Below are 23,780 nucleotides of genomic sequence, written 5' to 3' on the forward strand. Positions count from 1 at the left end.
AATGCAAGGCCTGGATTTCACCGTCGTCGCGCCCTACTGGGATCTTCTGCTGACCGGCGCCTGGTGGACATCAGTGCTGACGGTCTCGGCTGGAGCGCTTAGCTTCGCCGGCGGCATCTTCTTTGCGATTGTCGTACTCTACGCGCCGGCAATCCTGGCCTACCCCGTGCGCGCCTTCATGTGGGTGTTCATGGGCACGCCGCTGCTGTTGCAGCTCTTCCTGATCTATTTTGGCCTGGTGCAGGTCGGCATCGACATCCCTGCCCTCGTGGCCGGCATTGTCGGCCTTGGACTGCATTTTGCCGTCTACAATGCCGATGTCATCCGCGCGGGCATCGTGGCCGTCGATGTCGGCCAGACGGAAGGTGCACGCAGCATCGGCTTCGGCAAGTGGCAGACGCTGCGCCATGTCGTGATACCGCAGGCCATCCGCAACACGGCGCCGCCGATCGGCAGCAATTTGATCGCGCTGTTGAAGGAATCCTCCATCGTCTCGGTCATCGGCATTGCCGAGCTGGTTCACTCGGCGCAACTGGCGATCAGCGAAACGTTTCGCCCTTTCGAATTCTACATCACTGCCGCCGCGCTCTACTACATTCTCAACCTCGCGCTCGAAGCGGCCCTGCATAGGTTCGAAAGACATGTGGAGGTTTCCCGATGAGCACGCAGCGGCCGATGGTCGAGGTCCGCGGCGCACGCAAATCGTTTGGCGCCGTCGAGGTCCTCAGAGGTATCGACCTATCGGTCGAACGTGGGCAGATCGTCGCAATCATCGGCCCGAGCGGCTCCGGCAAGAGCACGCTGCTGCGTTCCATCAACCATCTCGAGGGTTTGAACAGCGGTGAGGTCTGGCTGGACGGCCTGCAGGTCAACCAGAAGCTGCATGGCCAGGCGTTCGAAAGGCACATCAACAAGGTGCGCCAGCAGATGGGCATGGTGTTCCAGCACTTTAACCTGTTCCCGCATTTGACCGTGATCGAGAACATCACGATGGGGCCGGTGATCCTGAAAAGCATGCCGAAAGCCGAAGCTCGTGCGCTGGCGCTTGGTCTTTTGTCCAAGGTCGGGCTCTCCGACAAGATCGACGCCTATCCCTCGCGTCTTTCGGGCGGGCAGAAGCAGCGCGTCGCGATTGCCCGCGCGCTGGCCATGCAGCCCAAGGTGATGCTGTTCGACGAGGCCACCTCGGCGCTCGATCCGGAGCTGGTCGACGAGGTCAACGCGGTGATGAAGCAGCTTGCCGCCGAGCACATGACCATGCTCATCGTAACGCACGAAATGCGCTTTGCCGGCGAAGTGGCCGACAGGGTGCTGTTCATGGATGGCGGCGTGGTGGTGGAAGAAGGCCCGCCGGGCGACATCTTCCGCGCCCCGCAAAAAGAACGCACCCGCACCTTCCTCAAGAAATACCTTTCCGCCTGAGTACGACGATGACCAGATTGACCACTGAATTCCCCGATTTCGGACTGACGCCGGAGCAGCGCCGGCACGCAGTGCGCGGCCACTATTATGAGTGGCCGGGCATGGATGGCGAGCGCGGCGAAATCTGGTGCTACAGCGACCGCTTTTCCTACCGCGCCGGCGAGACAGTGACGCTGCATGTCAGTTCGACGGCTCCGTCCTTCAGCATGACGATCGTCCGCGACGGCGGCACCGAGACAAAGGTGTTCGAGAAGTCCGGCATTGCGGCGCGTTGGCAGGAAAGTCCAGACCAGTGCTCGGCCGAAGGCTGCGGCTGGGAAGCCTCGTTCGAATTCAGCGTCGGCAGCGACTGGCCGTCCGGCGCTTACCGGGTGACGCTGACTGCTGAAGGCCGCGACGGCAAGCCGATCCAATCCCATCATCTTTTCATCGTCGCGCCCCTGCCCGGCAAGAAGCCAGGCCGTGTGCTGCAGGTGGCGGCGACAGGCACCTGGCTCGCCTACAACACCTGGGGCGGCTCCAATCACTACCAGGGCATCACCGGGCCGGACCGTAACGGATATTCTCCGATCGTCTCGACGCAGCGCCCCTGGTGCCGCGGCTTCGTCGTGCTGCCCAAGGAGGCGCCGCGTGTGCCGTTGGAAGTCGCGGTGCCGCCGAAGACAGTGCCGCGCTATCCACACATGGAATGGGCGCTCGCCACCGGCCATTCGAAGAAATACGCATCGTCGGGCTGGGCGAGCTATGACAGCCACTTCTTCCGCTTCGCCGAACGGGCGGGCTACGCCGTCGATCTCGCCAGCCAGCACGATCTGCATTTCTCGCCCGACATTCTCGATGGCTACGACTGCGCCGTCTTTGTCGGCCATGACGAGTACTGGACCTGGGAAATGCGCGATGCGGTCGACAGCTACGTCGAACGTGGCGGCCATGCGGCGCGCTTCGCCGGCAACTTCATGTGGCAGACGCGGCTGGAGGATGAAGGCCGGCGGCAGGTCTGCTACAAATACCGCGCCCGAGCCGAGGACCCCGCCTATCGCGGCGGCGACGTCACCCGCGCCACCAATTCCTGGGAGGCGCCCGAGATCGGCCGGCCGGGTTCGGCGACCTTCGGGCTCAACGCCACACGCGGCCTCTATGCCGGATGGGGCGGCTGCGCGCCACGCGGCGTGCGCGGCTTTCCCGTGTATCGGCCCGAGCACTGGGCCTTTGCCGGAACCGGCATCTACTATGGCGACCTGCTTGGCGCCGACAGCCATGTCTATGGCTATGAGGTCGACGGGCTGGATTTCGAAATCCGCGGCGGCCTTCCCTACCCGACCGCGACCAGCGGCGCACCGGACGGCTTGCAGGTTCTCGCCGTCGGCATGGCCAGCCAGGTCGAGGAAAGCGCCGATATCCCGATCGAGGATCAGTTTCTCACCGACGAGGATGGTCGCTTCAGCGCCGAGACGCTGTTCGGCGATCGGAGCGACGCCAATCTGGAAAAAGTCAAACGCGGCAACGGCATGATCGTCAATTTCCCGCGCGGCAAGGGCGAGGTCTTCCACGCCGGAAGCTGCGAATGGGTCGCCGGCCTGCTGAGGCAGGACCCGATGGTCGAACGCGTTACCCAAAATGTCCTCGATCGTTATCTCGGAAAGTCCTGACATGTCGAAAGCCCAGACCGCCGCCCCGGACACCGAAGCCCGGCGCCAATCGCATCTGTTCTATCTCTCCAGCCTGCGCCGGCCGCTGATCGACCGTGCCGAGGGCATCTATATGTGGACGCAGGACGGCCGCCGCTTCATCGACGGATCAAGCGGCCCGATGGTCGCCAATATCGGTCATTCCAACCGCAATGTGCTCGACGCCATGAAGCGGCAGATGGACCGCGCCACCTTCGCCTACCGGCTGCATTTCGAGAACGAACCGGCAGAAGAGCTGGCGCGTGAGCTGGCCGGCAAGCTGCCCGAAGGCATGGACCGCATCTTCTTCGTCTCAGGCGGCTCGGAAGCGACCGAATCGTGCATTAAGCTGGCGCGGCAGTGGGCGGTGGCTACCGGCCAAGCCAGCCGCTGGAAGGTGATCACGCGCTTCCCCTCCTATCACGGCGGCACGCTGGGTTCACTGTCGATCACCGGCGACTACGCGCTGGCCGAGACCTTCACGCCAATGATGCGGGTGATGCCGACCGTGCCGGCACCGGCGGCCTGGCGCGACCGCGACAATCTCTCGATGGAACAGCGCGGTCTCCGCTATGCCGACATGCTGGAGGAGAAGATCCTGGCCGAGGAGCCGGAGAGCGTGGTCGCCTTCATCATGGAACCGATCGGCGGCGCGGCGACAGCGGCGCTTGTCGCGCCGGACAGTTATTATGGGCGCATCCGCGAAATCTGCGACCGCTACGGCATCCTGCTCATCCATGACGAAGTGATGAGCGGCGCCGGCCGCACGGGAAAATTCCTCGGCGGCGACCATTGGAACTGCAAGCCGGACATCGTCGCGCTATCAAAAGGCCTGGGATCGGGTTACGCGCCGCTCGGCGCGCTGGCGGCGCCGATGCGGCTGGTGCAGCCGCTGCTCGCCTCCGGCGGCTTCCAGCACGGCCATACCTATGCCGGCAATCCGCTCGCCTGCGCCGCAGGGCTGGCCGTGCTCGGCGAAATGGGCCGCCTCGACCTGATCGCCAATGCCGCCGCCATGGGCGATGTGCTGATGGACGGATTGCGAGAGCTAGCCAAGCGCTTCCCGTTCATCGCCGACGTGCGCGGCAAGGGCCTGCTCACCGGCGCCGAGATGCTTGCCGATCCCGAAACGCTGCGGCCGATCGACCAGAGCAGGAAGGCGACGCAGCGCCTGCTCGACCTCGCCTATGAGCGCGGGCTGATCATCTATGGCCGCAAGGTCAAGGGCGGTGTCGACGGCGACAATTTCATGGTCGCACCACCGATGATCGTCACCAGCGAGCAGGTCGGCGAGATCATCTCCATCATCGGCGACTCGCTCGAAGTTCTGGCTGCCGAACTCGACCTTCCGGTCGAAGGCCGGGGATAAAACAATGGCGCCGAGAAAGGTCATCATCACCTGCGCCGTCACCGGCTCGGTGCATACACCGTCCATGTCGCCTTATCTGCCGGTAACGCCGGACCAGATCGCGGCGGATGCCATCGCCGCGGCCGAGGCCGGCGCCTCGATCCTGCACTTGCATGCCCGCGACCCAAAAGATGGACGGCCTACGGCCGATCCGGACGTGTTCATGCAGTTCCTGCCGCGCATCAAGCAGGCGACGTCGGCGGTGATCAACATCACAACCGGCGGCTCCTCCCTGATGACGCTGGACCAGCGGCTGGCGGCACCTTTGCGGGCCGAGCCCGAAATGTGTTCGCTCAACATGGGCTCGATGAATTTCGCGCTGTTCCCGATGCTCGACAAGCCAAGGGAATGGCAACACGAATGGGAACCGAAGCTGCTGGAAGCCACACGCGACACGATCTTCAAGAATACCTTCGCCGATATGGAGGGCGTTCTCGAGAGACTGGGCAAGGGCTGCGGCACGCGTTTCGAATTCGAGTGCTACGATGTCGGCCATCTCTATTCGCTGGCGCATTTCCGCGACCGGGGGCTGGTGTCGGGGCCGCTGTTCATCCAGTTCGTGCTGGGTATTCTTGGCGGCATCGGCGCCGATCCGGACAATCTCATCCACATGAAGCGCATCGCCGACAAGCTGTTCGGCGACAGCTACCAGTTCTCGGTGCTGGCCGCGGGCCGCCACCAGATGCCGCTGATCTCTATCGCCGCGGCCATGGGCGGCAATGTCCGTGTCGGGCTCGAAGACAGTCTCTACGACGGCCGCCAGCTGGCGAAATCCAATGCCGATCAGGTGGGCCGTATCCGTGGCATTCTCGATGGACTGTCGCTGGAGGTTGCCACCCCGGCCGAAGCACGCGACATGCTGGCGCTGAAGGGTGGCGACAGGGTAGCGTTTTAATGCGACTGGCTGAGATGATAGTGCTCCGTCACACCTTGGCTCCCTGCTTGCCATGACAAGTCCGGAAAAAATCCTCCTCCGCCCCGGACGAATCGAAGACGTCGAAACCATCCATGCCGCAATTCTGAAGCTCGGCACCCATATCGGCGCGCCCGAAGAAATCGTCTCAACGCCAGACGATCTCAGGACCTGGGGCTTTGGCGAAAGACCTGCCTTCTCGACCCTGATCGCCGAAGTCGATGGCGAATTCGCCGGACTGTGCCTCTATTTCCCGATCTTCTCGACCTGGATGGGGCGGCCCGGCGTCTATGTGCAGGACCTCTATGTCGAGGACCGGTTTCGCGGTCGCAGGATCGGCGAGCGCCTGCTGCGGCGCGTCGCGACCGAGTGCCGCAAGCAAGGCGGCGCTTATCTCAGATTGTCCGTCGATACCGACAATGAGAGCGCAAAGGCCTTTTATGAAAGGCTGGGCATCGCCTGGTCGAGCTACGAGCAGACGCAGAAGATCATCGGCGACGCTTTCTTCGCCTTTGCCGACGCGCCGGAGGAAAAAGAATGAAAGCCTTCTACGCGCAGGAGCAGAAGCGCCACGACCCCAAGGCTTTCCTTTCCAGCGGCGCCCCGCAGCCCAATCCCGAAAAGCCGGAGCGCGTCGAGAGATTGTTAGCAGGCGCAAAATCGGCCGGCTGCACGATCGAGCGGCCGCGCAATCACGGACTTGGTCCGGTCGCGGCGGTGCACACGCCCGAATATCTCGATTTCCTGGAGCATATCTACACGCGTTGGCAACGCATCGAGGGTGCCTCGGCGGAAGTGATCCCCAACATTCACCCGATCGTGCGCAACGGCTCCTATCCGGCCTCCGCGGTCGGCCAGGCTGGATACCACATGGCCGACACGGCCTGCCCGATCTCTGGCGAGACCTGGCAAAGCGCGCTGTGGAGCGCCTGGAGCGCGGTCGAAGCGGCGGAAGCGGTGATGGCGGGCGCGCCGGCCGCCTATGCGCTTTGCCGCCCGCCCGGTCACCATGCGTTCGCCGATGTCGCCGGCGGCTTCTGCTTCATCAACAATTCGGCTGTGGCGGCGCAGGTACTGCGCAAACAGGCGGCACGCGTGGCGATCCTTGACGTTGACCTGCATCACGGCAACGGCACGCAAGGCATTTTCTATGGGCGGCCCGACGTGCTCACCGTCTCGCTGCATGCCGATCCGGTGCGGTTTTATCCGTTCTTCTGGGGCCATGCCGACGAGCGCGGCGAAGGCCCCGGCCTCGGTTATAATTTCAACCTGCCGCTGCCACGCAAATCCGCCGACGCGGCGTTTCTGGAAGCGCTTCAGGTGGCGTTCCAGCGCATCCGCGCCTTCGCGCCCGACGCGCTGGTCGTGGCGCTCGGGCTCGACGCGTTCGAGGGTGATCCGTTCGGCGGGCTTTCGGTGACGACGCCAGGTTTCTCGCGCATCGGCGAAGCCATCGCCAAGCTCGGCCTGCCGACGACAATCGTCCAGGAAGGCGGCTATCTCTGCGACGAACTCTGTGACAACCTCACCGCTTTCCTGACCGGGTTCGGCACCAAGGCACGCTGACAGGTCGAGCTGCGCCTGAGACCTCCATCGGTCAGAGCGAGAGCGGGAAATTTTCCACGCAATGTTTCGATCGGAAAATCCACCATCGTCTCCATCCCGCTGTTATTCCCAGACAATTCAACTTCCGAGTCGATCAAGGACAGGGATTGCCGACCCGCTGATGAATGGCGTCCACTGCCTTCTGCATCTCTTCGGTCCAGACAACCTCCACTGAAGACAGCGCCATTTCCAGCTGCGAAATGGTCGTGGCACCAATGATGTTCGACGTGACAAAGGGCCGGCTCGATACATAGGCGTTGGCGAACAGCGCCGGCTCCAGGCCGAAGGAGCGCGCCAGCTCGTTGTATTCAAGCTGCGCCTCGGCGGCATTGGGGGTCTCGTAACGCTGGCCGCGGTTGAAGAGCTGCGAGCGCGACCCCTGCGGGCGCGCGCCGTGATCGTATTTGCCCGAGAGATAGCCCTGCGCGAGCGGCGAATAGGCAAGCAGCGAGACCTCTTCGCGATCGCAGACTTCGGCGAGGTTCACCTCGAAGGTCCGGTTGACCAGATTATAGGCGTTCTGGATCGAGGCGACCCGTGGACCAATAGCTTTGTCAGCCTCTGCAATGAAGCGCATGACGCCCCAGGAACTCTCGTTGGACAGGCCGAAATGGCGGATCTTTCCGGCCTTCACCAGGTCATCGAAGACGGCAAGCGTCTCCGCGATCGGCGTTTCTCCGGTCGGCGCCCCGACGGAATCAGCGCGGCGCGCCACGGCCCCGACGCGCGTCGGATTGGCGCCCCAGGGTATGTCCCGCTCCGGCCAGTGGATCTGGTAGAGATCGACATAGTCCGTGCCGAGCCTGGCCAGGGACTTGTCGACGGCATCGAAGATATCGGCGCGCACCAGCTGCGACGGCCTGTCGCCGCGAAACCAGCTGTTTGCGGTGCGACCGACGACCTTGGAGGCGAGTATCACCTTGTCGCGGTTGCCCTTTGCCTTCATCCAGCTGCCGATGATCTTCTCGGTCCGCCCTTGCGTCTCCGCCTTGGGCGGGATCGGGTAGAGCTCGGCAGTGTCGATGAAATTCACCCCGCGCGAAAAGGCCAGGTCCATCTGGGCGTGGCCGTCGGCTTCGGTGTTCTGCTGGCCCCAGGTCATCGAACCGAGGCAGATCTGGGTGACAAGAAGATCGGTCCGACCGAGACGGCGTTTGTGCATGGAAGTGTGCTCCGGCGGGAAAAGCTTGCGCGGCTGCGCGGGGAAGGAATTTTCATCCTACAAGAAAGCAGAGGCGCTCTCCAAGCCTCGGCAAACCGACTTTTGCGTGAACCAGACTGCGCTAGCGGCGAGCCCCTGCCAGGGCGCGCCGCTTGGCCTCGTCGATCAGCATGTTAGCCACCTGCATGCGGATCATGGCGCGCTGGCGCAGGTGCGGCGCGACGCGATCAGGATGGTTCGAAAAGGCGAAGCTGCGGCGCATGCGGCCAAAATCGGCGACAGCCTTAGGCGTGTCCAATCCCAATTCCACGGCAATCGATTCGGGATCGATCGGCGGCAGTTTTTCTTCGGGCCTTGTCTCTTCGCCCGCAAGTGCCAGCTTCGCATGATCGAGCAGAGCCGCGAATTCTGCGGCGAGATCCGCGCCTGCCTCGCGATATTCCGTGGCAAATCCGCTGCCAGAAACCTTGATGCGGCCCGAATGGAGCTCGTCGGCGACGGAAAGATAGTCAAACGGAATCGACGGGCGAGTGGCGGCCTCTTCGCCTCCCCCGTCCTTGTCGGAGGCAACGAAGAGATCATCGAGCAACGAAGCGAAATCCCGCTTGGCGCTGGTAACGATGTCAGCCTCCCCAGTCTCACGGTGTGTCCGAGACATCCACCTTAGGGTCCGCTCGTTAAAAATGCATGCCGCCGATTTTAACAATTGAAGGTTTACGGGGCTGGACCACGCCCGGTCAGTCACAAAAAGCCGGACTGCGGTTGGTGCAGTCCGGAATTCGCCAGAAGCGGCGAGGAAAAACCGGCCATGTGCCAGCAAGAGGGATACGATTCGCGATCTGCGAAAGTTTCAGGCGATGCAGGATCATGGCAGAAAAATTTGCTGAGCATGGCAGGCCTGCAAATGCTGCACTGCACAATTGTCACGAATCCCCTATATTCGGACGCTGGGAGGTCCAACAGGGGCCTGGATTATGGGGTTCTTCACTGAAATGTTTGCGCGGCCACGGCCGCAGGAACATCTGCGTTATCGTGCCGCGCTCGCGCTGCTGCATTCCATGAGCAATGCGGACCGCGCCGACATCGGCATCAAGCCCGCCGATTTCCCGCGCATCGCCCGCGAAATGTCCGTTCGCTAGTTCGGCCAGCCAGGGATATTCCGGCTCCGGACGGGCAACGCCTTGATGGCGTGATCCGTCAACGCGAGCCCAGGAACGTTGCCTTGCCCAGCGGCACGCCATTGTGGCGAAGAATGTCGTAGGCGGTGGTGAGGTGGAAATAGAAGTTGGGCATGGCCAGATGCAGGAGATACTGCAAACCGGCCATCGAGACCTCGCGCCCGCCGAGCCTGACCTCGACAATCCGCTCGTCCGAACCTTCCAGATCGGCCGCGGAGAACGTCGCCAGATGGTCAAGCGTCTTAGCGATGCGCGCATGCAATTCGGCAAAGCTCGCCTCGTTGTCCTCGTATTTGGGAACCTCCCGGCCGGCGAGCCGCGATGGGGCTCCCTTGGCATGGTCGGTGGCGATCTGCACCTGCCTGGTCAAGGCGAACATGTCGGGCGCCAGCCGCGCCGTCAGGAACACCTGCGGGTCGATCTTGCGCTCGCCGGCGTTTTGTTCGGCCGTGGACAGCACGCTGGACAGCGCTTTCAACCGGGCCGAAAACACAGCCACCGATACTTCATACATGGATAGGGTCACGCAATTATCTCCCGGGGCAGTTGAAGCGCCGCGAGCGCGAACTAGCGCCTTCCCGGGCGATTCTTCAAGCGATACCCGCAAGGCGTCACCACGTCGCCGCAATCACCGTGGTAGAATCTCCGTTACCGCGTGGAGATTCCCGATGAGACACGCTTTTCTCGCAGCGACTGCCTTGTTCTCCCTTGCCTCGATCGCCCAGTCGGCACCTGCCGACGAGGCGCCCTACGTCGATGACAGGTCGAGCGCCGAGGCAGTTGTCCGCTCGCTCTACAGTGCCATCAACCGGCATGAATTCGCACGTGCCTGGGGTTACTATGGCGATACCAAGCCGGCCAAGGACTTCGACAGCTTCGTCAAGGGCTATGACGGTACCGACAAGGTGGATGTCAGGACCGGCGCCGTATCCAACGAGGGCGCGGCAGGCAGCATCTACTACAGCGTTCCGGTCGCCATCCAGGCAACCGACAAGAAGGGCGAGGCGAAGGTCTTTGCCGGCTGCTACACGCTGCGCCAGGTCAATGCCCAGATTCAGGCGCCGCCATTCCAGCCGATCTTCATCGACAGCGGAGCGCTGAAGCCGTCGAGCGCGGATTACGAGCAGGCTGTGCCCGCTAGCTGTGGCGACGGCCCGCCACCTCCGAAGAGGGATGCAGCGCTGGAGCAGGCCAAGAAGGCTTTCCTGGCCAGCTATAGCGACCAATGCGACAAGGATCTCGCGGCCAAGGAGCCGGAGATTTTTTCCATCAAATACAGGGACAAGGATGCGGCGGCCGGCGATCCCGACAAGGAAACGCGCCTGTTCCATTTTTCCTGCTCGGCGGCCGCCTACAATGAAAGCTCGATCTACTACATGACCGACGAGGCGAACGGCGTCAGGCAACTGCAGTTCACCGAACCGGAGATGGACATCCGCTACGTGAACAACGACAGCGAAGGCAAGGTCGAATCCATGCACATCGTCGGCTTCCGGACCACCGGCTGGGCGACCAATTCCAGCTACGACCAGGACGCCCACACGATAACCACCTTCAACAAGTGGCGCGGCGCCGGCGATGCCTCGTCAGCAGGCACCTATCTGTTCCGCAACGGCGATTTTTCACTCGTCCAGTACGACGTCGACGCCTCCTATGACGGCGAGGAAAACCCGCAAACGGTTGTCGACTACAACACCGCTCCCTGAGCCCCGCGAGGTCCGATCACGGCGCCTTCGACAGCATCCAATTCAACGCGCGGCGCCAGTCGACCATGCGGATTGGGGTGCCGTGCGTGCCCGTCTCGAAGCGCACGAAGCGGGTCGGATAGGCTTTCGACTTGGCGATGATGGACCGGAAGAAGGATTCCTGGTTTGCCACGGGAAAGACCACGTCATGGCTGCCCTGACCGAAGAAAACCGGCACGTGGCGCCTGAAGGCTGGGCTGGAGAAGAAACTCTCGTCCCACAGCGAGCCAAGCAGCAGAAGCCCATCGATTTGCCCGCCCGTGTCCGTGCGGGCGGCAAGCTTCCAGCACAATGCGCCGCCCATCGAGCCGCAGGCGACGAAGATCTTCGCGCCCGGCGACTGTTGCGCATAGTGCTCGATCAGCGCCGCGACCTGTGCCGCCCCCTTGTCGCCGAAATCGGGGAAGTCAGGGCTGAGATAAAGGCCGCCATTGCCTGCCATCAGGTTTTTGATGCGGTTGAAATTGCCGCCGAAAGTGAAGTCATCGACACCTTGCTTGCGGCTGCCGCCCTGCCCGTGCAGGTAGAGCACGATGACGGAAGCCCCTTGCGTCTTGCCTACGGCGATGTGCCGGACGTCGCCGGCATCGGTTTTCAACAGCAAATCCTGCTGCACCTTGCGCACACCGGTATCGGTATACTGTGCATGCACGCGCTTTTCCGGCACCTCGTCGCGCTGGTTGATGTCGCGCATCTCGCGGTAGTCGATCACCGTGTAGGCGCCGTCTGACGAGAGCGTCGCGGGATAGGCGAACAGATCGTCCTTGAAGGGTTTTAGTTGGAGAGCAGAGGCCTGGGCAGCAGAAAACAGGAAAAATATCGAAATCAGAAAGGCAGAGAGCGTGAGCACCCCCCTCTGGCCTGCCGGCCATCTCCCCCTCAAGGGGGGAGATTGGCAGTTTCGGCGGGGGCGCCCTTCTGCCGGCCGTCGAGATTGGCGAAAGCCGAAATGATGTCCAATCTCCCCCCTTGAGGGGGAGATGGCCGGCAGGCCAGAGGGGGGTAGAAGCGTTGACATTAACGAAATGAAACCGGAAGCCATACCGCAGGCTTGCGTAATTCGGCCCGGGTTTGTCAATCCTGCAGCACGCCGCCGGCGCCTTCCAGCGCCTCGCGAGTGTCAACATCGACGGATGCGCCCTCGCCGATCTCTACATCGACGACATCAAGTCCTCCGGCCTCGACTAGGTGGCGTGCGCCGGTATCACCTTCGAGATGCGCGACAGCCGGGAACAGCGAGCGCGGCAGGAGGACCGGATTGCCGCGTTTGCCAAGGTGCGAGGCGCGGACCACCGAATTGCCTCCTGCCCCGCGAAACGCATCGATCAGCCGGTCGAGATCGCCGGACGAGACACCCGGCATGTCTCCGAGGACGATCATCGCACCGGCGGCATCTCCCGGCAGATAGGCCATACCGGCTTTCAGGGAGGTGGAGAGCCCATCGGCAAAATCGGGATTGTCGGCGAAGGTCACGTCCAGGCCCGACAACGCGCCGCGCACCCGCTCACGCTGGTGGCCGGTGACGACGATCGTGCCCGAAGCTTTCGAGGCGAGCGCGCGCTCTGCTGTACGGCGGACCAACGGTTGGCCGTCGAAAAGCGCCATAAGCTTGTTCGGCCCGCCCATGCGGCTCGAACGGCCCGCCGCCAAAAGCACGATCCCGACCTTGAGCCGGCTTACGGCCGGCAGCGGTTCGCGCGGCTGCGGGCGTGTCGGGATTTCCATCAGCAGGCCGCCGACACCCATGCCGGCGATGTCGGTCGCCGTTACGTCGAGGCCGGCGATCAGCCGGTCGAGCACCCAGTCGAAGCCGTTCTCCTTGGGGCTGCGGGCGCAGCCCGGCGCGCCGATGATCTGCTTGCCGGCGAGCCTGCCGAGCACCAGCAGATTGCCGGGGTCGACCGGCATGCCGGCGCGGATGACAGTACCGCCCGCTTCCTCGATCGCGGCCGGAACGACGTCGGCGAAATCGCTCATGGCCGAAGCGCCGAAGATCACCACCATGTCGTTATCGCGCGCCAGCGAGGCGGCCGCCTCGGCAACCGGCGCAACCTCGTGCGGCGTGCGGCGCTCGGCCGTCAGCCGCCCGCCCGAACGCGCCAGCCGTGCCTCGGTGACGCGCAGCGTCTTGTCGAGCACGCTCGGCTTGACGCCCGGCAAGACGGTCTGGATAACACCGACACGAATGGGCCGATAGGCATTGACGGCAAAGATCTCGCCGCCGGCGCAGATTTCCATGACCGCATCGACCAGCGCCGACCCGACGGCGAAGGGAATGATCTTCACGGTTGCCACCATCTGGCCCTTTTCGACCGGCGCATGCTGGCCAAGCGTGGCGATGGTGATGGTTGGGTCGACGGCATTGATGGCGTCGATCATCGCGCTGTTGACGGTGAAGACGCCAGCGGCTTCGGCATGAAGGTTGACCCGCCCCGTCGCGGCAGGCTTGGCCGCGACATTGCGGTGGCGCATACCGGTCGCGATCCGTTCGGCGGCGGCGTCTTCGCCCAGATCGCCGGGAGAAAGCACGGCCGCGACGACTTCGCTGATGCCCGCCGCTTTCAGCACCCCGACATCCTCTGCACTCAGCCGATGCGCTTTGCGGAAACGTCGCTCGCCGACCGTCGTCGCGTGCGCAAGCACGGCGCCTTCGGCCTGTTCGATAGGAACCGGGCCGAATTTCACGCTGCGGCTTCCCTGGCTTCAAGGCCGCGCGAGCGAAACGCGTGAATGACCTGCGCCAGCACGGCGACGGCGATCTCGGCGGGGCTGGCCGCGCCGATATCGAGACCGATCGGCGCCTGGATGCGACCGATCTGCTCGGAACTGGCGCCCAGCGCCAACAGGCGCTCGACACGCTTGGCATGGGTTTTCCTGCTGCCGAGTGCCCCGACATAGAAGCACCTGGCGTCGAGCGCCGCCTTCAGCGCGAAATCGTCGATCTTGGGATCGTGGGTGATGGCAGCGACTGCCGTGTAGCTGTCGAGTGGCTGTCGTTGCAGGACCTCCTCAGGCCATTCGGCGTGCAAAGCGACATCGGGAAAGCGGTCCGACGTGGCAAAAGCCGTGCGCGGATCGATGATCTCGACTGGATAGCCGGCGATCCTGGCCATTGGCGCCAGCGCCTGGCTGATATGCACGGCACCGATCACCACCAGGCGAGGATGCGGCAGATGCGCGTTGAGAAAAAAGGTCCGCCCTTCCGCTTCGACCGAGCCGGAATTCCCGGTGCGGAACGCCTTGCTGATCGCGGCACCGAGATCGCCGGCGACCGGATCGCCCTCGCGCACGACACGGTCGCGGCCGTCACCAAGATCGGTGACCAGGATCGCGGCGCGGCGCGCGCGGCGCTCGGCGTTGAGTGTTTTCAGCGCATAGGGATCCATCGAAGATCAGCCTAGCCTTTCCACATACACTTTGATGCGGCCGCCGCAGGAAAGGCCCACCTGCCAGGCGGTCTCGTCGGCGACGCCGAATTCCAGCATTCTGGGCTTGCCGGTGCCGATGACGTCCATGGCATCCGTCACCACGGCGCCTTCGACACAGCCGCCCGAAACCGAGCCGTGGAAATTGCCGTCGGCGTCGATGACCAGATGGCTGCCGGCCGGGCGTGGCGCGGAACCCCAGGTCTCGACAACGGTCGCGATGGCGACATCCTTGCCTTCCTTCATCCAGCCTTCCGCGATGATCAGCGGGTCACGGGCCTCGTCGAGATAAATGCTGTCGCTCATCGTTGCTTCTCTCAGGGTCTGTTTTTCCCGGAAATATGTGTCTTCAGCAGCATATGGCTACGCGGCGCGCCTCGCGCCACCCTCCATCCATCGCCGCGGATCGACGGCATATCCAGGCTTCCGGTCCAGCGAAGCGCAGAGATCGGCAAGCGCGTCGAGATTGTGCACGGCACGGAATTCATCGACATGCGGCAGCATCGCCCTGACGCCGCGGGCGCGCGCCTGGAAACCGTCGAAGCGCAGCAAGGGGTTCAGCCAGATCAGCCGCCGGCAGGATTTGTGCAGACGCTCCATTTCCTCCGACAGGCCGTCGACCTCGTCTCGCTCCAGCCCGTCGGTGATCAAAAGCACCACCGCGCCCTGTCCTAGCACGCGCCGCGACCATATCAGGTTGAACTCGGCCAGCGTGTCGCCGATGCGCGTGCCGCCCGACCAGTCCTTGACCGCGGTGGAACAGTCGGCCAGGGCGGCGTCGGGATCGCGATGGCGCATCTGTCGGCTCAGATTGGTGAGCCTGGTGCCGAAAACGAAAGTGTGCACGCGCCGGCGCTTTTCCGTCAGAGCATGCAGGAAATGCAGGAAGATGCGCGTGTACTGGCTCATCGAACCGGAAATGTCGGCAAGCACGACCAACGGCGGATACACTTCGCGGAGCGAGCGGAATTTCGGCAGGATCAGTTCGCCCCCAGTGCGTGCGGCCGAGCGCATCATGGCACGCGGATCGATGCGGCGACCGTGCGAATCGGCCTTGAAACGGCGCGTCCGCACCATATCGAAGGGCAACCGCAGTTCGGCGATCGCTTTCCTGGCGTCGGCCATCTCGGCGGCATTCATCTGAGCGAAATCCTTGGCCCTCAGCACCTCGTTGCCGGAGAAAGTAAAGCGCGCGTCGACCTCGATCTCGGGGATTTCCCGCGCCGGCTGGTTCCTGCTGTGGCCTGCGAACATGGCCTGGCTGACACGGCTTTCGGCCGCGCGTGGCTTCTGCTTCTCCCTGGTATCGGGCGCCACCGGCGAAAGCATCGCCAGCATCTTTTCGATCAGCTCACGCGACTTCCAGAATAGCCGGAAGGCCTCGTCAAAGATGGCATGGTCCTCATGCCGCGACACCAGCACGGCATGCAGCGTCCAGTAGAAATCGTCGCGCGCGCCGATGCCGGTGGCAAGTACCGCCTCGATGGCATCCTTGACCGAGGCCGGACCGACGCGCATGCCTGATTTGCGCAAGACACGGGCGAAATAGACGATGTTGTCGGCGATGTGACCGTCGACAGTCGCCTCCCTGGGTTCCGCGCGAGGCATGGCCATGAGCCCTACTCCGCCGCCGAAAGCTCGGCCTTCACCTCGTCGAGGATACGCCGGCCTTCGCCCTCGCCGATGCGGGCAATGTCGTCCTGGTATTTCAGCAGCACGCCGATCGTGTCGGAGACGGTTTCCGGGTCGAGCGCGACCTTGTCGAGTTCGGTCAACGCGCCGGCCCAGTCGATGGTCTCGGCAACGCCCGGCATCTTGAACAATTCGATCTGGCGGAGCTTCTGAATGAAGGAGACCACCTCGGCCGAAAGCCGGCTGTTCGCCTGCGGCACCTTGCGGCGCACGATCTCCAACTCCCGCTCGGCGCTGGGATAATCGACCCAGTGATAGAGGCAGCGCCGCTTCAGCGCGTCATGGATTTCGCGGGTGCGGTTGGTGGTGATTATGACGATCGGCGGCTCCTCCGCCCTGATCGTGCCGAGTTCGGGCACCGTCACCTGGAAATCGGAAAGGATCTCGAGCAGGAAGGCCTCGAACGCCTCGTCGGTACGGTCGAGCTCGTCAATCAGGAAAACCGGGGCGGCGCCGGCCTTGCCGGTCAGCGCATCGAGCACCGGACGGCGTATCAGGTATTTTTCCGAGAAAACGTTGCGCTCCATGTCGGAGCGGTCGACCTTGCCGGCCGCCTCCTCCATGCGGATCTCGATCATCTGCGCGGCATAGTTCCACTCATAGACGGCGGACGAGACGTCGAGACCTTCATAGCATTGCAGACGGATCAGCCGGCGGCCGAGCGCCTCGGCCAGCACCTTGGCGATCTCGGTTTTGCCGACGCCGGCCTCGCCCTCGAGGAACAGCGGCCGCTTCATGCGCAGCGACAGGAAAAGCACGGTGGCCAACGACCGGTCCGCCACATAGTCCGCGCCGGTCAGGAGATCGAGCGTCTCGTCGATCGTCCGCGGCACGGGGCGCGGTTTTAGCTCGGTCATTCCTTCTCCGTGGACGCCTCTGCCCCGCTTTCCAGAACGTGGTAGCCGCGGGCGTGATAGATCAGCGGCCGCAAATTATCGCCCATGCGCAGGCCTGTCACCTTGCCAAAAAGCACACGATGGGTGGCCAGGTCCTTGGTGTCGATCAGTTCGCAGTCGAATACGGCGAGCGCGCCCTTCAAGGTCGGCGCGCCGGTGGAGATCACATCCCACTCGCCGAGCGCGAAACGTTCCTCGACCGGCAGGCCGGTGATGCCGGAAAAGCCGATCGACAGCGGCTCCTGGTGCGAGGCAAGCGTGTTCAAGGCAAACCTGCCGTTTTTCACGAACGGCTCGTTCTTGGGATTTTCACGGTTCAGGCAGACCAAAATGGTCGGCGGCGTATCGGAAACCGAACAGGCGGCGATGACCGTCGCGCCGCGCTTGCCGGCCGGCCCGTCGGTGGTCACCACATGGACGTGACCGGCAAAATGGCTCATCGCGTCGCGATAGGCCTGCGGTCCTATGTCGTTCTTCTTCAACACCGGAGATTTTCCATAGCCTGAACCCTATCGCTATATATGGCTAGATATGACAAGCCACAAGCGAAGTGCTTGGCCCATATCCCGAAATTCGCGTGTTGCGCCAAGACCGGGCAGCCTTTAGGTCTTGGCGGGAGTGGCGCCGGGACCATCCGGGCTCGCTTGGAGGAAGTCTTCGACAGGATGCGACCCGGGGCAACGATATCTGCCGCGCTGGCTTGGCTGCTGCTGACCGGCGCCGCCAACGCCCAGACGCTGCTCGTCGGTGTTGCCGCGCCGCTCTCCGGATCCTCGGCGATCCTTGGCAGGCAGATCGAAGCCGGCGCCGAAGTGGCGGCCCAGGCGAACGGCATCGAGCTCAAGACCATCGACGATGCCTGCACGGCCGATGGGGGTGCCGCGGCAGCCCGGGAATTCGCGACCGCCAAGGTCAATGTCGTCGTGGGATTTCTCTGTACGGAAGCGATCGAGGCGGCGATGCCGATCTTGAAGGACGCAGGCATCGCCGTCATCACCGTTGGCGTGCGAACCGAAAGCCTGACTGACCGTCGTCCCAAGACCGGCTGGCCGGTCTACCGGCTCGGACCGAGGGGCGACGACGAGCGCAATGCCGTCGCCAACACCCTTACCCGGCTTTGGCAGAACGAACTGTTCGCCGTCATCGATGACGGCACCATCTACGGCCGTGAGATCGCCGAGACGTTGCGGGCGGCGGCCGAACAGGCGGCGCTGAAGCCGGTGTTCGTCGATACGTTCCGGCCGCAGCTCGACAACCAGATCGGTCTGATTGGCCGGCTGAAGAAGGCCGGCGCAACCCATGTCTTTGCCGGTGGCGACGGCGACGACATCGCCATCATGGGTCGCGACGCCGCGCAACTCGACGCCGGCATCGTATTCGCCGGCGGCGAGAACCTGCGCACTCCGCCCGGCGCAGTGCCCTATGCCACGGGAACGCTGATGATCGCTCCCCCGGAATGGGCCGATGTCGCCAATCCCAAGGTGCTCGAGGTGTTTGCCTCGCAGAAGATCGTGCCGGACGGCTACACGCTGCCGGCCTATGCGGCGGTAGAAACCGCCAAGGCGGCGATGGCGGAAGCCGCAAGCTCCGGCAGGCCGCTTGCGGAAGCGCTCATCGGGCATGATTTCACCACGGCGATCGGGCCGGTGCGCTTTGATGCGAAGGGCGACCTCAGCCGGAATCCGTACCGCGTCTTCCGGTTCGATGGCGCCCGCTTCGTACCGTTGGAAAGCAACTGATGTTTCGCACCGGCCCGCGCAACCTGATCACCGATGTCGCCGGTCTCAGCGTCGGCAATGCCTCCGATGCCCGACTGAAATCCGGCGTGACGACGGTCCTTTGCGACGAACCGGCCGTAGCCGGCGTCCAGATCCTGGGCGGCGCGCCGGGCACGCGCGAGACGGACCTGCTCGAACCCCACAATTCGGTTGAGACGGTCCATGCCGTGGTGCTGTCGGGCGGGTCGGCTTTCGGCCTCGACGCAGCGTCCGGCGTACAGGCAGCACTGCGCGAGCGTGGCATCGGCTTCGAGGTCGGCGGCTTTCGCGTGCCGATCGTGCCGGCGGCGATCCTGTTCGACCTGCGCAATGGCGGCGACAAGGATTGGGGCCGCTATCCGCCATACCGCGACCTCGGCTACGAGACGGTGCAGGCCGCCGGTTCGGATTTCCAGATCGGCACGACCGGCGCCGGCACCGGCGCGCTGACCTCCGGTCTCAAGAGCGGGCTTGGCTCGGCTTCGACGCTGCTTGACAATGGCGTCACCATCGGCGCGCTGGCGGCGGTCAATCCGATCGGCTCGGTGACCATCAGCCGAAGCCGCCATTTCTGGGCGGCTCCGTTCGAGATCGGCGATGAATTCGGCGGGCTTGGCTATCCCTCGCCAATGCCGGACGACGCCAAAAGCATCCTCTTGAAGTTTCGCGACAAGACGTTCACGGGCAAGGCGGATGCCGGCGGCAACACCACCATCGCCGTTATCGCCACCGATGCCATTCTCACCAAGGCCGCCGCAAAGCGCCTGGCCATGTCAGCGCATGACGGTTTCGTGCGGGCCATATGGCCGACGCACACGCCGGCCGATGGCGATCTGGTCTTCGCGCTGGCGACCGGCAGGAGCGGTATCCGGCTCGAAGCCGACGCGGCAATCGACCTTTATGCCGCGGCAGGCGCCACGATGGCGCGCGCCATCACGCGCGGCGTTTTCGCCGCGACGCCCGCCGAGGGCGATCTGTTTCCGGTCTGGTCTTCGCGCTGACTTATACGCGATCAGGTGGGGTCGGACTTTTCTTCCTCGAAAGTGACCGCGACGTCGGAATTCGCCGACAGCCAGACCTTCTTTCCCTCGACCTCCGCGACAAGGCTCAGGGGAATGAAATGATGGTGCCCCTTATGCGTGCCCATACCGCTGTCGGACTTGGTCAGCTTGATCCGCTGCCCCTCGACTTTGTCGACCGTGCCGACATGAACGCCATCGGCACCGATCACTTCCATATGCTCACGAATTTTGCTGGTGTCGGTCATGGTGGTTCTCCATTGGGACTGCCGACAATAACAGACGAGGCCGCGATTGGATGCATGGCGCTTGCTTTATCGGGCAGCGCGACGCCGGTATCTTGTCGTGATAGGGAATGGCGATATCGTTGGCCGGCGGAAAACCTCATGCAAAACCTTCTTCTGTTTGCCGTTTGCCTGCTTGCGCAGTTTTGCGCAGTCGTCGCCGCCCGGGCCGGGGATGTCGCCGAGCTTGAAATCCTGGGCTTCACCAAGGACGGCGGCATCTTCGCGTTCGAAGAATATGGCGTGCAGGATGGATCGGGATTTCCCTACGCCAATCGCTATTATATCGACACCAGCAACGACAGCTTTCTCCAGGGAACGCCTATTCGCGTCCGGCTCGACGACGAGAACGCCACGTTGACGGCGGCTCATATTCAGGCCCGCGAGAAGGGCGAAGCGGTCGTCAGCCAGGCGGAGTTGGCCGCGAACAAGGGCATCACCGCAGGCTTCAACCCGGTAACGGAGATGTCCGCCGACCCGCATCGGATGGCGGTCAATCCGCGTCCGATCTTCTCGCCAGTCGACCAGCCGCTCGAGTTCCGGCTGGACGAGATCGGCATGAACGAGACTAAGGGCTGCGAGAGCCAGGGTGAGATCAATGGCTTTCGGCTGCTGCGCGTCGAGGCGCAAGCCGGCGGTACGACGAAGCTGTTGCACGAGGACAAATCGATCCCCAAGAGCCGGGGTTGCCCGAACGGCTACCGCATCGGAGCCGTGCAGACATTTTCGATGGACAATCCCAGCGCCTATGCGGTGCTGATCGCGGTGCGCCAATATGGCTTCGAAGGCCCGGACTATCGCTGGATCGCGGTGACCGGCCGCCTGTGACACCGCTCGTCCACCCCGCCAGGCGTCATCGCGCCCTGGGCCGCCTCCGCGGCGCCATACCAACGCCGGGCACGGCGCTGCTCGGCGCGCTGCTTTGGGCCGCCACGATGGGCGCCAGCGCGCTCCTCAACCTGTTGCTGGAAAGTTGGGTGACGCCAGATAAAATCCGCACCGTGACGCTGCTGTTTGCAGGCGGCGGCGCTCTGGCCTTTCCTGTTGGCCTGTTCGCGGCACGGCTGGTCTCGCGCGGAAGGAGCTGGGAAGTCGCCTTCGCGGCGGCATTCGTGGGTCTCGCCGCCGCGACGATCGGCCTGACCGCCGGGCTGTATGCCTTGCAATACCGGTCCTACTATGCCGCATGGCATGCACCCACCTTCACCCTCACCTGGGGGCTTCAGTTCGTCTTCACGATGGCGGTGGCGCTCTACCAGTTCGTGGTGCTGGGCATCAGGCTCTATTTCCCGATCGGGTTCCTCGCCTTGTTTGCCGCCAGCCTCTGGTTTGCGCGGCGGCGGCGTTGAGCATTTTGTCCGCCTCTGTTAGGACGCGGGCAAATTTCTCGACACGTCAGGACTGACCGATGATCCCTCGCTACTCCCGGCCGGAAATGGTGGCCATATGGTCGCCCGAAACCCGGTTCCGCATCTGGTTCGAGATCGAGGCTCATGCCTGCGACGCGCTGGCCGAACTCGGCGTCATCCCGAAACAGGCGGCGAAGACCATCTGGGAAAAAGGCAATGCCGCGAAGTTCGACGTCGATGCGATCGACGAGATCGAGCGCGTCACCAAGCACGACGTCATCGCTTTTCTCACCCATCTCGCCGAATTCGTCGGACCCGACGCCCGCTTCATCCATCAGGGCATGACATCCTCGGACGTTCTCGACACGTGTTTCGCGGTGCAGCTCACGCGTGCCAGCGACATGCTGCTGGCCGACATCGACGCGCTGCTTGCGGCGCTGAAGCGCCGCGCCTTCGAGCACAAGGATACCGTCACCATCGGCCGCAGCCACGGCATCCATGCCGAGCCGACCACTTTCGGCGTCAAGCTGGCGCAAGCCTATGCCGAATTTTCGCGCTGCCGCGAGCGGCTCGTGCATGCTCGCGAGGACATAGCCACCTGCGCCATTTCGGGAGCGGTCGGCACCTTCGCCAATATCGAGCCTTATGTCGAAGAGCATGTCGCGGCAAAGCTCGGGTTGAAGCCGGAGCCGGTATCGACGCAGGTGATCCCGCGCGACCGCCATGCCATATTCTTTGCCACGCTCGGCGTCATCGCATCGTCGGTGGAGCGGCTGGCGATCGAGATCCGGCATCTGCAGCGCACCGAGGTGCTGGAAGCCGAAGAGTATTTTTCGCCTGGCCAGAAAGGTTCGTCGGCGATGCCGCACAAGCGCAACCCGGTGTTGACCGAGAACCTAACCGGCCTTGCCCGCATGGTGCGCTCCTTCGCGCTGCCGGCGATGGAGAATGTGGCGCTCTGGCACGAGCGCGACATTTCGCATTCCTCCGTCGAGCGCATGATCGGGCCGGATGCGACGGTGACGCTGGATTTCGCGCTGGCGCGGCTGACCAGCGTCATCGACAAACTGCTCGTCTATCCCGACAACATGCTGAAGAACATGAACAAATTCCGCGGCCTGGTGCATTCACAGCGCGTGCTGCTGGCATTGACGCAAGCCGGCGTCTCCCGTGAGGATGCCTACCGGCTGGTGCAGCGCAATGCCATGAAGGTGTGGGAGCAAGGCGCTGATTTTCTTGAAGAACTACTGGCCGACAAGGACGTCACCGCCGCTTTGCCGGAAGCCGAGATCCGCGAGAAATTCGACCTGGGCTACCACACCAAGCATGTCGACACGATCTTCCGGCGGGTGTTCGGAGAGGCGTGAGGGGCTTTCCTTCTCCCCGTCGCTATACGAGGAGAAGGTACCGCAGGACGTAACTGCCGATCACGCTTTGCCGGGAATGGTCCTGATCACCGTGCCCCACGGATCTTCGCGGGTCGTTTCACTGGCCACGTTGTCGGAACGCATCTCGACCCAGGCAAGGCCCGACCGGGCCGGGTCGCGGCGGCCGGCGCCGGCGCTCTGCCACGCATTGGCGCCTATATGATGATGGTAGTGGCCTGACGACAGGAACACAGCCTGGCCGCCATACTTCGCCACCGTGTCGAAGCCGAATTCCTGTTTCCACCAGGCTTCCGCCTCTTCCGGCCGGCCGACGCGCAGGTGGACGTGGCCGACAATGCTGTTTTCAGGCGCTCCCTGCCAGCCCGCATCGCCCGCCGGCACTTCGGCGACGACCGAAGGAATGTTCAGCCGTTCGGTCGCCATCGCGATCTTGTCGCCGTTCCACGTCCAGTCCTGCGGACGGCGATCGGCATAGATCTCGATCCCATTGCCCTCGGGATCAGTGAGATACAGCGCTTCGCTGACCAGATGGTCCGAAGCGCCCTCTATGGCGATCTTGTCTGATATGGCGTGGTTGATCCAGCGGCCAAGGTCGGCACGGCTGGGCAGCAGGAAAGCCGTGTGGAACAGGCCGGCGCTGCGCGGATCGTCAGGCTTGGCCGACGCATCCGGCTCCAGCACCAACAGCGGACGGTTGGCGGCGCCCAGGGTGATCGCGCCATCGGCGCGGCTCAATTCCTGCAAGCCGACAACAGCGCGATAGTAGGCGGCAAGGCCTTCGGCGTCGCGCGCCTTCAGCCCGACCCGGGCAACGCTCACCGGCGTGGTGGCGGCAAAGGGGAGTTCGCTCATCATTGTCTCCGTTGCGGC

The 23,780-nt window shown here is 63.6% G+C and carries 26 protein-coding genes; 14 read left to right on the top strand and 12 right to left on the bottom strand.

The window, feature by feature from the left end:
* The first annotated feature begins 1 nt into the window (after window position 1).
* The 7 genes from FJ951_RS23645 to FJ951_RS23675 are packed head-to-tail and all read left to right on the top strand — an operon-like array spanning window position 2 to window position 6,976.
* A complete protein-coding gene (locus FJ951_RS23645) occupies window positions 2–661 on the top strand; it encodes an amino acid ABC transporter permease (protein ID WP_140517678.1) in 660 nt (219 codons plus the stop codon).
* Window positions 658–1,422, top strand: coding sequence for an amino acid ABC transporter ATP-binding protein (locus tag FJ951_RS23650; protein ID WP_140493771.1), 765 nt, complete (start codon window positions 658–660; stop codon window positions 1,420–1,422). The genes FJ951_RS23645 and FJ951_RS23650 overlap by 4 nt, the downstream gene beginning before the upstream one ends.
* 8 nt (window positions 1,423–1,430) lie before the next feature.
* A complete protein-coding gene (locus FJ951_RS23655; RefSeq protein WP_140517679.1) occupies window positions 1,431–3,071 on the top strand; it encodes a N,N-dimethylformamidase beta subunit family domain-containing protein in 1,641 nt (546 codons plus the stop codon).
* Between the two features lies 1 nt (window position 3,072).
* Window positions 3,073–4,458, top strand: coding sequence for an aspartate aminotransferase family protein (locus FJ951_RS23660; RefSeq protein WP_140517680.1), 1,386 nt, complete (start codon window positions 3,073–3,075; stop codon window positions 4,456–4,458).
* A gap of 4 nt (window positions 4,459–4,462) precedes the next feature.
* Entirely contained in the window at window positions 4,463–5,392 is a 930-nt protein-coding gene (locus tag FJ951_RS23665) for a 3-keto-5-aminohexanoate cleavage protein (protein WP_140517681.1), read from the top strand.
* A 52-nt stretch (window positions 5,393–5,444) separates the two neighbouring features.
* Window positions 5,445–5,951 (top strand): GNAT family N-acetyltransferase, encoded by a 507-nt coding sequence (locus FJ951_RS23670; RefSeq protein WP_140517682.1) that lies wholly within the window; start codon window positions 5,445–5,447, stop codon window positions 5,949–5,951.
* On the top strand, window positions 5,948–6,976 hold the full coding sequence (locus FJ951_RS23675; protein ID WP_140493781.1) for a histone deacetylase family protein: 1,029 nt from the start codon (window positions 5,948–5,950) through the stop codon (window positions 6,974–6,976). The genes FJ951_RS23670 and FJ951_RS23675 overlap by 4 nt, the downstream gene beginning before the upstream one ends.
* A gap of 133 nt (window positions 6,977–7,109) precedes the next feature.
* Here the strand turns inward: FJ951_RS23675 and FJ951_RS23685 are convergent, their stop codons facing one another.
* Both FJ951_RS23685 and FJ951_RS23690 read right to left on the bottom strand, forming a co-directional pair.
* Window positions 7,110–8,177 carry an aldo/keto reductase gene (locus FJ951_RS23685; RefSeq protein ID WP_140517684.1) on the bottom strand — a complete coding sequence of 356 codons (1,068 nt, stop codon included), beginning with the start codon at window positions 8,175–8,177 and terminating at the stop codon, window positions 7,110–7,112.
* A 121-nt stretch (window positions 8,178–8,298) separates the two neighbouring features.
* On the bottom strand, window positions 8,299–8,766 hold the full coding sequence (locus FJ951_RS23690) for a hypothetical protein (protein ID WP_140494990.1): 468 nt from the start codon (window positions 8,764–8,766) through the stop codon (window positions 8,299–8,301).
* Between the two features lie 385 nt (window positions 8,767–9,151).
* On the opposite strand from FJ951_RS23690, the gene FJ951_RS23695 reads away from it, so the two are divergent.
* Window positions 9,152–9,316 (top strand): hypothetical protein, encoded by a 165-nt coding sequence (locus FJ951_RS23695; protein ID WP_140493788.1) that lies wholly within the window; start codon window positions 9,152–9,154, stop codon window positions 9,314–9,316.
* Window positions 9,317–9,374: 58 nt separating this feature from the next.
* Here FJ951_RS23695 and FJ951_RS23700 read toward each other — a convergent pair whose 3' ends face one another.
* Window positions 9,375–9,881 (bottom strand): DUF1993 family protein, encoded by a 507-nt coding sequence (locus FJ951_RS23700; protein WP_140517685.1) that lies wholly within the window; start codon window positions 9,879–9,881, stop codon window positions 9,375–9,377.
* A gap of 142 nt (window positions 9,882–10,023) precedes the next feature.
* Here FJ951_RS23700 and FJ951_RS23705 point away from each other — a divergent pair, with 142 nt between their 5' ends.
* Window positions 10,024–11,061, top strand: a complete 1,038-nt coding sequence (locus tag FJ951_RS23705; protein WP_140517686.1) for a DUF1176 domain-containing protein — start codon at window positions 10,024–10,026, stop codon at window positions 11,059–11,061.
* 16 nt (window positions 11,062–11,077) lie between these two features.
* On the opposite strand, the gene FJ951_RS23710 is transcribed toward FJ951_RS23705, so the two are convergent.
* The 7 genes from FJ951_RS23710 to FJ951_RS23745 form a co-directional block, all read right to left on the bottom strand.
* Entirely contained in the window at window positions 11,078–11,920 is an 843-nt protein-coding gene (locus FJ951_RS23710) for an alpha/beta hydrolase (protein ID WP_181172273.1), read from the bottom strand.
* Between the two features lie 254 nt (window positions 11,921–12,174).
* Window positions 12,175–13,785, bottom strand: a complete 1,611-nt coding sequence (locus FJ951_RS23720; protein ID WP_140517688.1) for a molybdopterin-binding/glycosyltransferase family 2 protein — start codon at window positions 13,783–13,785, stop codon at window positions 12,175–12,177.
* Complete coding sequence (locus tag FJ951_RS23725) at window positions 13,782–14,486, bottom strand: XdhC family protein (RefSeq protein WP_140517689.1); 705 nt, start codon at window positions 14,484–14,486, stop codon at window positions 13,782–13,784. Before FJ951_RS23725 ends, FJ951_RS23720 begins: the two co-directional genes overlap by 4 nt.
* Window positions 14,487–14,492: 6 nt before the next feature.
* Complete coding sequence (locus tag FJ951_RS23730) at window positions 14,493–14,831, bottom strand: XdhC family protein (RefSeq protein ID WP_140517690.1); 339 nt, start codon at window positions 14,829–14,831, stop codon at window positions 14,493–14,495.
* Window positions 14,832–14,888: 57 nt separating this feature from the next.
* Window positions 14,889–16,139, bottom strand: a complete 1,251-nt coding sequence (locus FJ951_RS23735; protein WP_181172272.1) for a VWA domain-containing protein — start codon at window positions 16,137–16,139, stop codon at window positions 14,889–14,891.
* A gap of 5 nt (window positions 16,140–16,144) precedes the next feature.
* Entirely contained in the window at window positions 16,145–17,074 is a 930-nt protein-coding gene (locus tag FJ951_RS23740; RefSeq protein ID WP_140493800.1) for a MoxR family ATPase, read from the bottom strand.
* Window positions 17,071–17,598: a flavin reductase gene (locus FJ951_RS23745; protein ID WP_140493802.1), complete on the bottom strand. Its 528-nt coding sequence runs from the start codon at window positions 17,596–17,598 to the stop codon at window positions 17,071–17,073. Before FJ951_RS23745 ends, FJ951_RS23740 begins: the two co-directional genes overlap by 4 nt.
* A gap of 180 nt (window positions 17,599–17,778) precedes the next feature.
* Here FJ951_RS23745 and FJ951_RS23750 point away from each other — a divergent pair, with 180 nt between their 5' ends.
* Complete coding sequence (locus tag FJ951_RS23750) at window positions 17,779–18,852, top strand: branched-chain amino acid ABC transporter substrate-binding protein (protein ID WP_140517691.1); 1,074 nt, start codon at window positions 17,779–17,781, stop codon at window positions 18,850–18,852.
* Window positions 18,852–19,871, top strand: a complete 1,020-nt coding sequence (locus FJ951_RS23755) for a P1 family peptidase (protein WP_140517692.1) — start codon at window positions 18,852–18,854, stop codon at window positions 19,869–19,871. The genes FJ951_RS23750 and FJ951_RS23755 overlap by 1 nt, the downstream gene beginning before the upstream one ends.
* 11 nt (window positions 19,872–19,882) lie before the next feature.
* On the opposite strand, the gene FJ951_RS23760 is transcribed toward FJ951_RS23755, so the two are convergent.
* Window positions 19,883–20,137: a DUF2171 domain-containing protein gene (locus FJ951_RS23760; RefSeq protein WP_140493808.1), complete on the bottom strand. Its 255-nt coding sequence runs from the start codon at window positions 20,135–20,137 to the stop codon at window positions 19,883–19,885.
* Window positions 20,138–20,275: 138 nt separating this feature from the next.
* Between FJ951_RS23760 and FJ951_RS23765 the strand changes: the two genes are divergently transcribed.
* From FJ951_RS23765 to purB, 3 genes are read left to right on the top strand one after another with little or no spacing between them, the layout of a single operon-like run.
* Window positions 20,276–21,001, top strand: a complete 726-nt coding sequence (locus tag FJ951_RS23765; protein ID WP_140517693.1) for a DUF2259 domain-containing protein — start codon at window positions 20,276–20,278, stop codon at window positions 20,999–21,001.
* Window positions 20,998–21,522: a hypothetical protein gene (locus tag FJ951_RS23770; RefSeq protein ID WP_224519150.1), complete on the top strand. Its 525-nt coding sequence runs from the start codon at window positions 20,998–21,000 to the stop codon at window positions 21,520–21,522. The genes FJ951_RS23765 and FJ951_RS23770 overlap by 4 nt, the downstream gene beginning before the upstream one ends.
* A 59-nt stretch (window positions 21,523–21,581) precedes the next feature.
* Window positions 21,582–22,889, top strand: coding sequence for an adenylosuccinate lyase (gene purB / locus FJ951_RS23775; RefSeq protein ID WP_140517694.1), 1,308 nt, complete (start codon window positions 21,582–21,584; stop codon window positions 22,887–22,889).
* 60 nt (window positions 22,890–22,949) lie between these two features.
* On the opposite strand, the gene FJ951_RS23780 is transcribed toward purB, so the two are convergent.
* The gene (locus FJ951_RS23780; protein ID WP_140517695.1) at window positions 22,950–23,762 is read right to left on the bottom strand and encodes a VOC family protein; all 813 of its coding nucleotides are present in this window, start codon (window positions 23,760–23,762) and stop codon (window positions 22,950–22,952) included.
* Window positions 23,763–23,780 lie beyond the last annotated feature (18 nt).

The organism is Mesorhizobium sp. B2-2-3 (genome assembly GCF_006442405.1).
In the GTDB taxonomy this organism is placed as follows: Bacteria; Pseudomonadota; Alphaproteobacteria; order Rhizobiales; family Rhizobiaceae; genus Mesorhizobium.